Source organism: Paenibacillus sp. NMA1017 (assembly GCF_058895805.1).
Genome location: NZ_JBZXYR010000001.1, coordinates 52,313 through 65,806, shown reverse-complemented (window position 1 = coordinate 65,806; position 13,494 = coordinate 52,313). Strand labels below are relative to the sequence as shown.

The following is a 13,494-nucleotide window of genomic DNA, read 5'->3' as shown; positions in this document are numbered from 1 at the left end:
ACTTTAATGATGGAAGGAAGCAACGATTCTATGAAGCAGCGTAAATTTAACGTTCTCCTATTGCTGTTCGGCTTGCTGGGCGCTGTAGTAGGCTTCATCTTGGGAGAGCTTATTCTTCACAAATTGATAGGGCACTGGCCGCATATCATCGTGATCGGACTGTATTTTGGCATCATGGCACTGTGTATTGGCCTAGGTTGTTTGATCGGCGAACTAATTTCGCCACAGTTAAATGGACACTCATGGCGGCAGCGCTACTCCGGGTTATCCTGGAAGTTACTGGTGCCTGCTACACTGGTCATGTTGTTCGTGGCAGGTCTGCTATTGGAGTTGGGCTACCAAGTTAACCCTGAAGGGCGCAAGAGCGTACAGGACCTCGTGCTTGTGATTGATAATTCCGGGAGTATGCAGCAAACAGATCCTGATAACGAACGCCTAACGGCTGCCAAGAGTCTGATTGGCCAAATGGATGGAGACAAGCGAGTAGCCATTGTTTCATTTGAATCTGCTGCACAGTTGGTTCAGCCATTTACTCCCATTGGCACAGATGCAGAGAAGCAAGCGGTTTATTCTAAAATCGATAGTATGCAGACTATCATGTCAGGCGGTACAGAGATCGGGCTTGCTTTGGACGAGACGATCAAGGAGATTGAAACCCAAGGCAATGCAGAAAAAGGTTCTCTCGTTATTATGCTCTCTGATGGCTTTAGTGATCTGGACACCCAGACAGCATTGGCTCCTTATATCACCCGCCAGATTCCGATTAATACGATCGGGCTGAAACTGGCAGAGTCGGATGGTATAGCCTTATTGCAAAATATTGCTGACCTGACAGGCGGAACTTATTCTAATGTAGCAAATGCCCAAGGACTTACTCAGGCGTTTGGTAAAATATATAACAAAATCGGTGATCGCACACTGGTAACGGAGCGGACAGGTGAGTATGCCGACAGTCTGTATTTTGCCATTTATCGTGTAACGGCTCTGGTCATTATCGGCGCTCTATTGGGATTGGCTCTTGGGCTGATGTTCGATAACCGTTTTCTCGCACGAAATTTCGCCATTGGTGGAGTTCCGGCAGGCTTGCTCGCTGGTTTTATTTTGGAAAAGGGATTATCTGGCTCGCCTTTAGGCGACTTGATGATTCGTTTGTTGGCAGCGCTCATACTGGCAGCCCTTATTGCTGTCTTTTCGCTTGTTCTGCCGATTGCGGAAAATACTCGCCGATCTTCCGGTGGAGGAAGTCAGGGTGCGCCGTCAGGACGCCGGAGAGGGGCACCGGAAGCCCCAACGCGCAATCGACGCAGCAGTGGATTTTAGAACGGGAGGCTGGAACTTATGCAGTATAGGGAAGCACAGCCCGGTGATCCTATTATTTCGGAGCTGAGCCACAAAATTGACGACAACCGGGTTGTGTTACGCTGGCAGTGGCCTGAGGGCGCAGCCGTGGTATATATTGCGAAACAATCAGCCGATGCAGGTGTGAATGGGCAAAATGCGGGTGAAATTTTACCGCCTTTTTCAAGCCTAAAACTTTTTACACGCGAGGAGTATAAGGCTGCTGGCAGCTATCGTGACCGAATTGAAGGCATTGGACGCGTGCGGTATACCGTGTATCCGGCTGTTCGGGAGGATGGAGACACTTACGTGATCCGTCAGCAAGATGGAGCCAACCAACTGGAGTTGAGTACGGGGAGGGCTAAAATCAGATATGCGGTTCACCATAAAAAAAGTTGGTTTCGCAGTCGCAAAACCGTCCAGATTCAGGTGACAGCCGAAGTTCCTGTCCCGCAGGAGGCGCTTTGCTACGTAAAGAAGCGCGGGGGCTATCCAGCAGACCGGGACGATGGAACCTTGTATCCGTTCACTGCACCTTTTGCCGCGGGACGGAATGTTTTACCCGCTGTTGAAGTGGGGGGAGATGAATATGTGCGGCTGTTTTTTACGGACGGCCAGAGATATGGCACGGTATATGAATTAGTCCCTGAATGAAAGGAGGCCGCAACCGATGAGTTTTCTTAGCAATTTATTTAGAAGAAAGCCACAGGCAGCGCCAAGGCCGTTATTTTATGATATTGTGTGCCCTTATTGCTTTAGTAAATTTTCCCCGGAGGAAGTGGTATTCCGTGCTTCTCATCACCGTGAAGATGACGAGGACTACGCTTTGGGTGAAGATGAGCTGTTGAACAAATATCGGGAGCGTTTTGGCTTGGACAGTGTGCATGATATGGAGGCGATTTTGCATCCCCATGATGTTCCTGAGGAACATCGATTGTATTCTGATCATGTACTGACAGGACTGACCGACCGTTATGGCGAGCTGACGCGTCACCGACTGTGCCCGCACTGCCATAACGAGCTGCCCGTGACTGCGGGTAAGGTGCCTAGCAATATCATTTCAATTATTGGAGCTTCGCAGGCGGGGAAATCTGTTTATATGACCTCCCTGATTCACACGCTGCAGCATGTTACGGCCGATCATTTTGACGCGGCATGCATGCCGCTCAATGCAGAGATTAGCCGCAAGTTCCGCACCATGTATGAGGAACCCTTATTTGAACGAGGGGATCTGCTTACATCGACACAAAAAGAAAAGATGCAGGAGCCTTTTATCTTCCAGTTTGTATTTAAGGATGAGGAAAAGCCGCCACTGACGCTGGTATTTTTTGATGTTGCCGGTGAGGGAATGGTAGATCAGGACTATCTGGGACTGCATGGACAGCATATTAAAAATTCTGCAGGTATTCTCTTTATGGTCGATCCACTGCAAATCCGCTCTATTCGGGAGCGCATTAAGATTAACCTTGGCGATAAGCCAGGTGAATGGGTCTCGCAATATGATGAACCGCGTGACGTCGTACTTACGATGTTCGGTGATTTTATCGCCTATCAGGAAAAAGGGAAAACGGACATTCCGACCGCTGTCGTCCTGACCAAAAGTGATATGCTTACTGCGTTGGCAGATGAAGAAGGCACATACATCAAGACGAACAGCAATATTTTTAATCCGATGGAGCATCGCAAATATATGGATTTGGATGAGTTTGCGAACATTGATGGCGAAGTTCGACGCTTCATCGAAAAAGTGGATAAACCGTTCAAGGGCACGATGGATGTATATTTTACGGATACGGCCTATTTCGCGGTTTCCGCGTTGGGTAGCAATCCGGTGGAGCAAAAGCTGCAAGGGTTGGTTAGTCCGATCCGTGTGGATGAGCCATTCATTTGGCTGCTTTATAAGTTGAAGTACATTGAGGGGAGAGAATCACAGTGAGTTATGCTACCTCTCATTTGATACAACAGCAGATGTACACACGGGAACGGCGTGGTATTTTCCGTTCTACGGAAGGCTTCGATACAGTGGCTAATTCCAAAGGATTGGATGCTTCTTTTATTAAAAAGGTGCTGCATCCCTTATGTGTATATGATGCGCCTGCTGCTTTGACGGCGCGCGGCGAGAAACAGGAAAGTGTCTATCCGGAAGCCATACATCTGGTACGGACGGAGTCCGGGGATGTAGTACTTGGCCGCAGTATTTATAAGGCCGCGGATTTTACTGGGCTGCGAAGCGCCCTTTTCACGCACAACTATGTGATTCCAGCCGGACATGGTGAATCCCCGTCTGACTATAAGCAGTGGCTGAACACATCCTTTGTTGATACTTATGATATTGAGCAGGGAACGGATTTGCCGGAATTGGAGCGTCTACCAGGTGGAAGTGTATTTCCGGCTATTGACCCGTCTACAGTGCTGGCTCAATTGCAGCTGAGCGAAGAAGTGTTCAAACAGCTTTTATACGCAGTCATGATGTCCGCAGCGGGTCGCAAAAAGGTATATGTAGCGCTGAATGTTCCTGTAGAAGCGGTCGGATCTTCAGCCAAGCAACTGCTTGGTGTGTTATATGCAGCACTGCCTTATGCATTTCGCAACAGACTCGGATTTCTTACATATGCACAGGAACCGAACAGCAGAAAAGGCATTCACTTGATGTTCGTCGAGCCTTTTAGTTTGCGTCCCGGTGATCGGAATGTGGAAAAAGACTTTGTATTTGACCTGTCTAATCATAGTCGAATACTTAATGTGGATGCAGAGCAGGTGAGACAGCCGTATTTTGACTGGATTGTCCGTACGTTGTTGAATGGTGAGACGCCGGACGATTTCTTCAAATTTGCCGAGCAAATGCTGACAGGTATGGAGGCCGGGCGTGATTTGACGCCATCCAGCTATCATGAGCTCATTACGTTGTACAGAATTGAGCAGGGAGAGCGGGCATTATACAACGAACAACGAATCACTGTGTTGCGAAGCTTGACTGATTATTTATCGCCATCCGATGCGTTGCCACGTAAAATGAGGCTGAATGATCTGTTTCTGTCGTTTTTTGATCATGAATTTGATCGGGTGAAGGATGGATATATTCCAGATGTAGGCCTGGTCGATTGCTTCAAGGACTATTATAAAGTTCATGCACGCAGCAGCGAAAATCGGTTGGTGGAATATTTAATCCGTTCGCTAAACAATGCTTATACTGCCAGAAATACGGAAGCAGTCACGTATATTTATCATACAATTGAAGAGAATCCATCCTTAGGCAAGGCATATTTTACGAAAGTGCTGGGTAATCCGGCACTTACAAAAATGCTGTTCATTCCCTACATGGACAGTCAGATGAAAAGAACACCGGATGCCAAGGGGCTGCTGGCTGTTGTGCACGAATGGGGCAGTCGGTATATCGAAGTGTCGGCGAATGCCGATTTTCAGCTTTTGGCAGAATCTGCACTGATGGGCAGACTGCGTGCGGAAAGAAGACCAGTAGAGGCTGTGGCGGCCATTCACCAACGCTTGCGTCAATGGGACAGCAGCTCTGCCGTAGGCAAACTGTCCCCGCTGGAGCAATCTGGATTGACAGAACGCTTGCAGGAAGCGTCGGATCGGTATTTACTTACCGAAGTAGAGCTAAAGGAAATATCACCCGACCAGGTCGTACAGATTCCTTTTTTCACACGGCCCGATTTGGTGCAGTGGGTTGGAAAGCTGCCTGCTCCTCTTAAGGGACAAGCTGTGCGATTAGTTGCGGCTTATGATTGGTTTAACACGGAGGACCCGGAACCGTCGGTGCTTGACGGTCTGGAGCCCGGCGAAGTAGAAAAGGTACAGGATTGGGCTTACGGCTGGCTGCCCCAGCAGCTTGCGGAAGGCCATTTTGCCCGTCTGTTGCCTGCTTTCTATCGTTCTGACGGGCCGGGAGAGGGAATATTGGACTTCGCTCGCCTGGTCAGTTCGATTCGCAAATGGGCAAAGGATAACGATACGATGTACCGCTTTATCCGATGGTCGGAGGAACACCCTGAGTTTGCTACTCCACGCGGCGGTTTCGAACCATCCTACAGACGTGCGCTACTTCTATTCTTCCAAAAGGAAGGACGAGAGGGACTGCATAAAAAAACGCTGTGGCGTCAATATTTTGAACCTGCAAAGCCTGTCTTTAAAAATTTCTATCTGGCAGCAAAGCGTGAGACAGATACGCCTCTGGTCAAAACGCTTCGTCGTTTCCGTAAAGGTGGGGTGATTTCCGGGATCGTGCTGATTGTCATTGCAGGTACGCTAGGCGGCCTGAAAGCAACCGGGGTGATCGGATCTGGTGACACACCTGCACCTGTTGCGGCTCCGAAGCCGGTACAACAACAGCCTGTGGAGCCTACAGTGCCCGTAAAAAAGGAGCCCACGGCGATAGTGACACATGTGCCTAATACCAAGTCCACTACGAAAATGGTCAAGCTGTTGTTTGCGTTTCAGACATCGACAGAGCAGGCAGAATTTAAGCCAAAGAAGCTCGTCATTGTCGGGGCGGATCAGCAGGAGCACTTATACGAAAATTTTACGCTTGCTGAACAGAACGACAAGGAAGCAGCCAGTAAAGCGAACAATGATCCATCCGGTGACGTAAACACTGGGAGCGTCACTACAAAAAGCACGACAGCAGATGGACAATCCAGAGACAGTGGTTCCACAGCTCGTGGGGGTAAACCCAGTGGAACAAGCGGTGATCAGTCTGGAGCAGTGACAGGCAACACGGACGGAGGTTCGACTTCGGAGATTACTACTGAGGGTAGTCGTAATGGAACAGACACAGACACACCATCGGAGTATGATCTGAAGAAGTATCCTTATCGTACGCTGTTGACCCTTTGGCAACGGTTGGAGCTGAATGATGCTAGCACGGTTACTGTTGATGGAGAAGAATATCCGCTAGTTCAAGTGAAAACTACGGACTAAGCAACTATAAAACAGAAATGAATGATGAATAAGTAAAAGACGGGTTTCCTTCAAGGACTCGTCTTTTATTATGCCTATATTTCCATAAAGGATGAATTTATAATTTAAAATTAACCCTATCTAATAAAGCATCATGTTACGGAAGTATTGACACCAAGTAGACAGCTGATTAAAATTAGTTGGAATTCAAACTATTAAAATTAGATAGATATGGAGGTTCGTAGTGAGATGGGAAGCGAGGTGTATCCCGTTTGTCTTCCTTGGGAGGAAGAGAGCACGATGTATTTAATTAAATGGATTTTCACTACCGTCCGGCGCGAAATTGAAACAGCACTGCGCCCTTTGGGGCTCACTTCCCCACAATCGCAGACGCTCTATATACTGGCGATGTCGCCTGGAGTCACCAATACGGATTTGGAAAAGCTGTTGCTTATTGATAAATCAAGCGTTACTAGCCTGGTTAACGGGATCGTTAAGAAAAACTGGGCAGTACGCAAAAGTCACCCGGAAGATGCACGAATGAAGCAAATCTATTTAACGGAGGAAGGCTTGAAGATTCACAAGGTAGCTGAACGTACTATTGAGGCAATTAAAAACTCGGTAGGTGGAACGTTATCTGTCGGAGAATCGGAGACGCTGCGCGGCCTGCTTAAAAAAATTCTTCGCGACTATCACCCTGCGGACGCCCGCGCTTGAGCGAATATATAGAGATTTTACCCGGATAGGGATATTCAAAAGCAGTAAATTACGATCTTAGATAAGAGGTTTACAGGAGAGGGAGACAACCAAATGATAAATGAACAAACTTATCCGAATGCGGATAAGCTTATGCGTGTGCTAGCTTTCACACTTGTTTTTTCAGTGATGAATGCTTTTATGTTTAATGTGGTTATGCCTGTGATTCGAGAGGAGTTTCATATTAGTGCTTCCGATGTAAGTTGGTTGCTGACTGGCTATATGATCGTGTATGCGGTTGGCTCGGTGACCTACGGCAAATTGGCAGATAAATATCGTCTTAAGGATTTGCTGACGTTTGGTATTATCTTTTTTGCACTGGGTTCGCTTATTGGACTGTTGGCCAATCAATTTTGGATGCTCATTGTAGCTCGTTTGCTTCAGGCTGCAGGGGCTGCTGTTATTCCGGCAACTGCTATGATCGTCCCCGTCCGTTATTTCTCGGCTGAAAAAAGAGGACGTGCTTTGGGCGTCACAGCAATCGGCTTGGCGTTAGGTACTGCACTGGCTCCGATTATTTCCGGTTTGATCACAGGCTTTGCAAGCTGGCGTTTTTTGTTCGTCATTTCCATGCTGCCACTGATCGCATTGCCGTTCTTTCGTAAATATTTGGACGATCAGCGTGGAGAGGATCAGAAGTTCGATTTTCTTGGTGGATTATTGCTGGGGGGAACAGTAGCCTTCTTATTACTTTCCATTTCGCAAACCAATATGATGTTTTTTCTGGTCGGTATGGTGTTATTTGCACTGTTTATATGGCGCATTAACACTGCGCATGATCCATTCATCCAGCCGAAGCTGTTCCGTAACAAGCAATATTCATATGGGCTCCTTATCGCTTTTTTAGGGACAGGGATTAGCTTTGGATTGCCGTATTTGGCACCGCAGTTTCTGAACAGTCTCAATCAGCTTACGCCGGCCATAATTGGACTGGTTATGTTTCCGGCTGCTATTGCTTCGGCTCTATTGGGTAAAAGAGGGGGGCGTTTGGCGGATAGCAAAGGAAATTCGTTTCTCGTCTATACAGCTGTGTCGCTTTTGTTTATCTGTTTTATCAGCTTGTCTACGTTTGTGGGTGCGTCTCCGTACCTGATTTTATTTTTGCTTATTTTCGGAAACGTAGGTCAGACCTTCATGCAAATTGCCATGTCCAACACGATTTCTCGTACCTTGTCGAAAGACCAGATTGGTGTTGGAATGGGGCTGCTATCTCTGCTGAATTTCATTGCCGGGGCGATTACGACAAGTATTTTGGGCAAAACGCTGGATAGTTCGTCGTCCTTTCATCTGAATCCTGTCGTATCTAATGTGCAGGTGTTCAACTTTAGTAATATATTTACGGTGCTCGCGCTGATTGCGCTTGTGACGATGGGACTTTATGCGCTGCAATTCCGAAGGGGTTCACGCCGTAATACGCCTGCTGTTGAACAAGGATAAACATTTAATGCAAACTCATGCCAAAACAAGGGTATAATATAGAAGGAAAAGTTCATTTATGGAAGGACGGAGTGTCCGGTATGACAAGAAACCTTCAATATGTACCCTATGGTTATGAGCCACCGATCGAGACGCATAAAGGGACCATGGTCTACTATGATACATTCGAGCAGATTACAGCCAGAGAGCTGGAGCTTTTTGCCGAAACGGGGACTGCATTATCTTTTACAAAGCTGGTGCTGTATCCGCTACATGAAGAAACCGTCAGAAGAATGTGGAAGCAGCCGGTACGTTCGTATTACAAGCGGGTGAACGAGCTGGGAGAGTGGCAGCGGGAGCAGGCTGTGAGTGCTGTTGTGATTGAGAGCTGGGAAGGTAAGCGTAAAAAATATACGCCGATTGAAGCAGCCATCCGTTTTTTGGCGGAAAAGTATACGCCCCCACTTTTTTTGTACATGAGTCCTGAAACTGCAAATTTGTGCGCTTCCTATGCATCGTTCGGAGAATGGATTAGAAATGTCAGATTGGTGCTTTCGAGCGAACCCCAGGAACTTCATCCGAAGCTTGCACAGTACCGTAATCGCTGGAATACGGTAGAAGAAGCGACAAACCGTGACTCTAAGGTTGACAAAGTGGAGCATGAATTATAGAATAGAACTAATCGTAAAAATTACTATTGTAATTGTATACCATGTATTCCAATTAAGGAGGAAGAGAAATGCGCGTAATTGTTACCTTGGCATGCACCGAATCCGGTGATCGCAACTATACAACAACCAAGAACAAAAGAAATCATCCGGACCGTCTTGAAATGAAAAAATACTCTCCGCGTCTGAAAAAGTACACGATCCACCGTGAAACTAGATAACTCCAGTTAACGATGAAGAAATCGTGTTAAGTTTGCAAAAGCCTGCGTTATGGAACCGGCGAAAACTTGAATTAGTCCAGTGGACAGAGCGTCCAAAGTTAAAGCTTGCACCTAAGAAAACGGCTTTTTTTCAAGGCTGTATGATAGATGCCGAGCTATAGGGCACGCTTTGCCTTTTGAATCGAAAGCACGTGGCTACCGAGTTCTCCTGTGCTGGTGTCAGCATTTGGGACGAGCCGGAGGACCATTCACTATATGCTTATATAACGATGAAGGCTGACGAAAGATCCGGAGCGTTCGTGCAATGGGCGATGCGATATATGCGGCATCGTTTGTTAGTCGTTTACGAGCTTGAGCGCAACCGTTATGATCTGTCGTCTTTTTTTCTGGGACATAACCGTTCCTTTTGCCAACTGATGGAGTATTGCGCCAGTACGTTTGAGTTTGAAACTAAAACTATATGAAAGATTAGGTGAAACTAATGAAAAAAGATATTCATCCAACATTGAACAAAGTTATCTTTTTGGACCCTAGCTGTGGATTTACTTTTCTGAGTGCATCCACTAAATATTCGCAAGAAACAATGGAATGGGAAGATGGCAACACATACCCAGTTATCCGTGTAGATACTAGCTCTGCTTCCCACCCGTTCTTTACTGGTAAACAAAGAAACGTGGATATCGGTGGCCGTGTGGATCGCTTTAACAAAAAATATAACCTTAAGTAAGAACAGTCGAGCGTTATGTTCATGGATTATGTCAATAATCCGTGAACATCGCTTTTTAAAAAACCTCCTGCATCTGCAGGAGGTTTTTTTGTCTTAATCCAGACCTGTTATTTATAGCGAAGTGAAGCACTGTTCCCATTGGTCGGCAATGGATGCTTTGTCCAGTTGCTCCCCAATGAGCGTGACATACCCCTGACTCACGGGAAGTGCAGTAGGCTGCCACTCCAAGTGATTTCCTGAAAATTGCAAAAGCATTGTACCTTCCTGAGGAAGCACGCAATAACCTTTCGCTCGAAGCAGCGAGGAACCTAACCCGGTTAGAAAGTTTTCTAATCGTTGTTTTTCGAGTGGCTGAGGAGAATATTGATGCAGCGTTAAGCTCTCCAGACGGGAGAACGAATGAGGCTGCTTAGGATCGTGGTCATGACTGTGTGCCGAAATAACTTTGAAAGCCGTACTTCGGGAGACACTACTGGTGCTTCTGATACTTTTGACGGGAACGGAAACGGACGGTACACCTGCATCGGTGGACTGGACTTGTGCAGGTGCTGGTTGAAGTGTTTGTACAGGTTTCGCGGCAACGGATGCGGAGGCCAGAACAGGCTCTAGTAGTGGTTCAAGGTCAACCCGGCTATATTCAGTAGTTTGCAGCTTGGCCGTATCGTTGAGCTTGCGGATGCTCTTGACGACCTTCGTCACTTCACGGCTGCTTGCTGCATCCGTCTTGTTCACCACAATAAAGTCTGCGGTGCGCAGCTGTCCGTGCAGGGTGCGAACCAGTTCTTTATCAGCCGTAAAGCGGCTATTGTATTCATGGAACAGCTCAGCATCCACAACACTGATGCTGTGAACCAGATAAAGCCGATCTGCCAGTTGAGGGGAGCGCAGCTCCTCCAGTACTTGTTCGGGGTTGGCTACCCCGGTGGTTTCCATGAAGATCAGATCTGGCTTCTGGCTGAGCAGGGTATGCAGAGCCCCTGCCAGCTCATTTCTTTTGCTGCAACAAATGCAGCCTTCTAGCAATCCTTCTACGGTTACGTCAGGCATTTCCTCTGAAATTATAGCGCTGTCTACATCATATTCACCCATTTCGTTCATTAAAACAGCAGCACGAAGGGGAATTTGGCGGGTATGGGCTAACAGGCGCAAAAGCAGTGTTGTTTTGCCGCTTCCAAGAAAACCACTGATTAAAATAACAGGAACTTTGTTCATCATTTTTCCTCCTTGGCGGGTTTATTGTGCTGTGTTCAGGCGATCAAAGGTAGCTACCGAGTCTGCTTCGGTATAGACATAAGGGGATTCTGGCTGCTCGACAGCGGTTATTTTTTCGGATCGAATTTCAAGTACCGGAGCGTTGCCCTTTTGTGTGGCATGCAGTGTTCCTTCAATGGTCACCCAGGTATCCTTGTCAAAGGACGGGGCTTTCTGGGATTGGACGATGATCCCGAAGGGCATGGCATCGGCAGTACAACACATGACGAGGAATCTTCCTACTGCAAATAGGCCTTTACCCGGCAGGTTGTCATCTTTATAGACGAAGCCAGTCACCTGTACTTTTTTTCCTTCAAAAGCTTGTTTATATAATTCAATAGCTCCAATAGTTTCGGAAAAAATCTCCGGCTTGATCTGTATGATAGGTTGCTGATATAGGCGTTTCGCCAGCTCAGCGAATTCTACATTGTACTTATCAGGCGGAACGAACAGCTTATCCAGCGTTTCCTGACTCCATTTTCCCTCTGGAGGGGGTGAAGTTGGGACAGAAGATGCAGTTGAAAAACGGGAGGTGGTGGATGCTTTCGTGGTCTGTATATCTGTTTTTCGTCGGATATCCGGGTTGGGATACGTGAAGGACATGCCTTTTTTGGCGGCCATATCACTACCAAGTGCCTGATTGGGCAGCAGAGAACCGAACAGGAGCGGGATGAGCAGCATTCCATATACGAGTGTTTTTTTGAACCAGCTTTGCGGCAACGGATGCTCACAATCACATACATCCTCACCGTCCCGCTCCCCGATGATTCCGTGCCATGCCATCGCCAATGCGATGAACAAGAGTGGTACAGGACAGAGTAGGAGCAACTTTTGCATATGGGGTGCCAAGTAGTAATGAAGTGCATTCGTACGGTTTAATGAGATAATGTACACAGCCAATCCGATCAGGAGCAAGGAGCGCATGCCGTATTGCCAGCGGATGCTAAAGGTTGAATTCACGTTTGTATTCACCTCCCCAATAACCATTCTGCAGCTATAGAACCCACTAGGACGAGTGAAACAATGAGCAAGCCCAAGATGGCGACAAATTTGGTGCGGAAGGTGCTGAGCAGCATGAGCGTGCCTTTGAAGTCTAGCATCGGACCGAGTACAAGAAAGGCTGCCAGCGGGCCCAGTGTAAAGGTATGTGAAAAAGCAGTGGCTACAAAGGCATCGGAGGTGGAACACAGCGACAGTATATAGGCAAAACCCATCATAAAGGCGTACGCTCCGACCGTTCCTTCGCTTAACGAAAGCATTTCATCGCGTGGGATGAAGCTTTGGATACAGGCTGTTAATAATGCGCCGATAATGAGATATCTACTCATGTCCAAAAACTCGTCACCAGCATGTACAAAAAATCCCCGCCATGTGCGACTATGCCGATGAGTCTGATTGTTCTGCTTTTGCTGGTTAAAAGAGAGCAACGACCGTTTGAGCGGATGCACTCGCACAAAGGCATACACGATCAGCCCAATGATTGCGGAAACGGCAAAAGCCAAACCCATTCGAACGGCAGTGACCTCGGGATGGGAAGGGAAAGCCATCATCGTCGCAGCCAGTACCACGGGATTGATAATGGGCCCGCTTAAAATAAAAGTGATACCCATATAAGCAGGCATTCCCTTGAGCATTAATTGGCGAACGACAGGGATCATGCCGCATTCACAGATGGGAAACAGCATACCTAGTAAGGAGGCCAGCAGGACACCCGGTACAGGATGCGCAGGCGCTATTTTGCGAATCCATGTCTCCGGTACAAGCCACTGCAAAAGAGATGAAACGAGCACGCCGATAAGGAGAAACGGAACAGCTTCCAGAAAAATACCCATAAATACCGTTTTTAACGGTTGCAGCTGGCCCATATCTAACAAACGAAGCCACTGGGGAGATAGCGTAACAAGTACAGGGATGAGAAAGGCAAACGGAATCATAAAAGGCAGCATCTTCAACAGCGTACTGTTTTTCATTCCACGTCTCCTTGGGAATAAGGGTTCTTATCTACATCCTATGTCTGTAGAGGGACAATCATGCCCGCTGGATTGTGCTTGTCTCACCTCCTATATTGACAATTCAAAGAGTGGTCATATATATTTATGTTTGTTATTAGTAATTATTACGATTAAATTCCGATAAATGATTGCAAGAAGGAAACTTTTACGGTACGATCCATATTAAATGTTGTAAAGACAAGGAGGGG

Annotated in this window: 13 protein-coding genes; 10 read left to right on the top strand and 3 right to left on the bottom strand. The window is 47.2% G+C overall.

Going from position 1 to position 13,494, the window contains the following annotated elements; all coding sequences use genetic code 11:
* The first annotated feature begins 30 nt into the window (after nucleotides 1–30).
* The 10 genes from AC5ELV_RS00325 (at nucleotide 31) to AC5ELV_RS00280 (ending at nucleotide 10,043) form a co-directional block, all read left to right on the top strand.
* A complete protein-coding gene (locus AC5ELV_RS00325) occupies nucleotides 31–1,320 on the top strand; it encodes a vWA domain-containing protein (RefSeq protein ID WP_493428705.1) in 1,290 nt (429 codons plus the stop codon).
* Nucleotides 1,321–1,338: 18 nt separating this feature from the next.
* On the top strand, nucleotides 1,339–1,992 hold the full coding sequence (locus AC5ELV_RS00320; RefSeq protein WP_493428704.1) for a beta-mannanase: 654 nt from the start codon (nucleotides 1,339–1,341) through the stop codon (nucleotides 1,990–1,992).
* 16 nt (nucleotides 1,993–2,008) lie between these two features.
* Nucleotides 2,009–3,274 carry a TRAFAC clade GTPase domain-containing protein gene (locus AC5ELV_RS00315; RefSeq protein ID WP_023988391.1) on the top strand — a complete coding sequence of 422 codons (1,266 nt, stop codon included), beginning with the start codon at nucleotides 2,009–2,011 and terminating at the stop codon, nucleotides 3,272–3,274.
* On the top strand, nucleotides 3,271–6,276 hold the full coding sequence (locus AC5ELV_RS00310; RefSeq protein ID WP_493428703.1) for a GAP1-N2 domain-containing protein: 3,006 nt from the start codon (nucleotides 3,271–3,273) through the stop codon (nucleotides 6,274–6,276). The genes AC5ELV_RS00315 and AC5ELV_RS00310 overlap by 4 nt, the downstream gene beginning before the upstream one ends.
* A 228-nt stretch (nucleotides 6,277–6,504) precedes the next feature.
* On the top strand, nucleotides 6,505–6,972 hold the full coding sequence (locus tag AC5ELV_RS00305; protein WP_493428702.1) for a MarR family winged helix-turn-helix transcriptional regulator: 468 nt from the start codon (nucleotides 6,505–6,507) through the stop codon (nucleotides 6,970–6,972).
* A 93-nt stretch (nucleotides 6,973–7,065) separates the two neighbouring features.
* Nucleotides 7,066–8,448, top strand: a complete 1,383-nt coding sequence (locus AC5ELV_RS00300) for an MFS transporter (protein ID WP_049827761.1) — start codon at nucleotides 7,066–7,068, stop codon at nucleotides 8,446–8,448.
* Between the two features lie 80 nt (nucleotides 8,449–8,528).
* On the top strand, nucleotides 8,529–9,098 hold the full coding sequence (locus AC5ELV_RS00295) for a hypothetical protein (RefSeq protein WP_493428701.1): 570 nt from the start codon (nucleotides 8,529–8,531) through the stop codon (nucleotides 9,096–9,098).
* Between the two features lie 68 nt (nucleotides 9,099–9,166).
* Nucleotides 9,167–9,316, top strand: a complete 150-nt coding sequence (rpmG, locus tag AC5ELV_RS00290) for a 50S ribosomal protein L33 (RefSeq protein WP_013310116.1) — start codon at nucleotides 9,167–9,169, stop codon at nucleotides 9,314–9,316.
* A gap of 176 nt (nucleotides 9,317–9,492) precedes the next feature.
* Nucleotides 9,493–9,780 (top strand): hypothetical protein, encoded by a 288-nt coding sequence (locus AC5ELV_RS00285; protein ID WP_230486430.1) that lies wholly within the window; start codon nucleotides 9,493–9,495, stop codon nucleotides 9,778–9,780.
* Nucleotides 9,781–9,797: 17 nt separating this feature from the next.
* Complete coding sequence (locus AC5ELV_RS00280; RefSeq protein WP_013310118.1) at nucleotides 9,798–10,043, top strand: type B 50S ribosomal protein L31; 246 nt, start codon at nucleotides 9,798–9,800, stop codon at nucleotides 10,041–10,043.
* A gap of 111 nt (nucleotides 10,044–10,154) precedes the next feature.
* On the opposite strand, the gene AC5ELV_RS00275 is transcribed toward AC5ELV_RS00280, so the two are convergent.
* From AC5ELV_RS00275 to AC5ELV_RS00265, 3 genes are read right to left on the bottom strand one after another with little or no spacing between them, the layout of a single operon-like run.
* On the bottom strand, nucleotides 10,155–11,258 hold the full coding sequence (locus AC5ELV_RS00275; protein ID WP_493428700.1) for a CobW family GTP-binding protein: 1,104 nt from the start codon (nucleotides 11,256–11,258) through the stop codon (nucleotides 10,155–10,157).
* An 18-nt stretch (nucleotides 11,259–11,276) separates the two neighbouring features.
* Nucleotides 11,277–12,254, bottom strand: a complete 978-nt coding sequence (locus AC5ELV_RS00270) for a TIGR03943 family putative permease subunit (RefSeq protein WP_493428699.1) — start codon at nucleotides 12,252–12,254, stop codon at nucleotides 11,277–11,279.
* Nucleotides 12,255–12,262: 8 nt separating this feature from the next.
* Entirely contained in the window at nucleotides 12,263–13,264 is a 1,002-nt protein-coding gene (locus tag AC5ELV_RS00265) for a permease (protein WP_493428698.1), read from the bottom strand.
* Nucleotides 13,265–13,494: the final 230 nt, after the last annotated feature.

Bases quoted from the DNA above. Each gene is read 5' to 3' on its own strand.
- AC5ELV_RS00300 (WP_049827761.1), top strand. From the start codon at position 7,066: ATGATAAATGAACAAACTTATCCGAATGCGGATAAGCTTATGCGTGTG.
- AC5ELV_RS00265 (WP_493428698.1), bottom strand. From the start codon at position 13,264: ATGAAAAACAGTACGCTGTTGAAGATGCTGCCTTTTATGATTCCGTTT.
- AC5ELV_RS00305 (WP_493428702.1), top strand. From the start codon at position 6,505: ATGGGAAGCGAGGTGTATCCCGTTTGTCTTCCTTGGGAGGAAGAGAGC.
- rpmG (WP_013310116.1), top strand. From the start codon at position 9,167: ATGCGCGTAATTGTTACCTTGGCATGCACCGAATCCGGTGATCGCAAC.
- AC5ELV_RS00275 (WP_493428700.1), bottom strand. From the start codon at position 11,258: ATGATGAACAAAGTTCCTGTTATTTTAATCAGTGGTTTTCTTGGAAGC.
- AC5ELV_RS00295 (WP_493428701.1), top strand. From the start codon at position 8,529: ATGACAAGAAACCTTCAATATGTACCCTATGGTTATGAGCCACCGATC.
- AC5ELV_RS00325 (WP_493428705.1), top strand. From the start codon at position 31: ATGAAGCAGCGTAAATTTAACGTTCTCCTATTGCTGTTCGGCTTGCTG.
- AC5ELV_RS00280 (WP_013310118.1), top strand. From the start codon at position 9,798: ATGAAAAAAGATATTCATCCAACATTGAACAAAGTTATCTTTTTGGAC.
- AC5ELV_RS00320 (WP_493428704.1), top strand. From the start codon at position 1,339: ATGCAGTATAGGGAAGCACAGCCCGGTGATCCTATTATTTCGGAGCTG.
- AC5ELV_RS00315 (WP_023988391.1), top strand. From the start codon at position 2,009: ATGAGTTTTCTTAGCAATTTATTTAGAAGAAAGCCACAGGCAGCGCCA.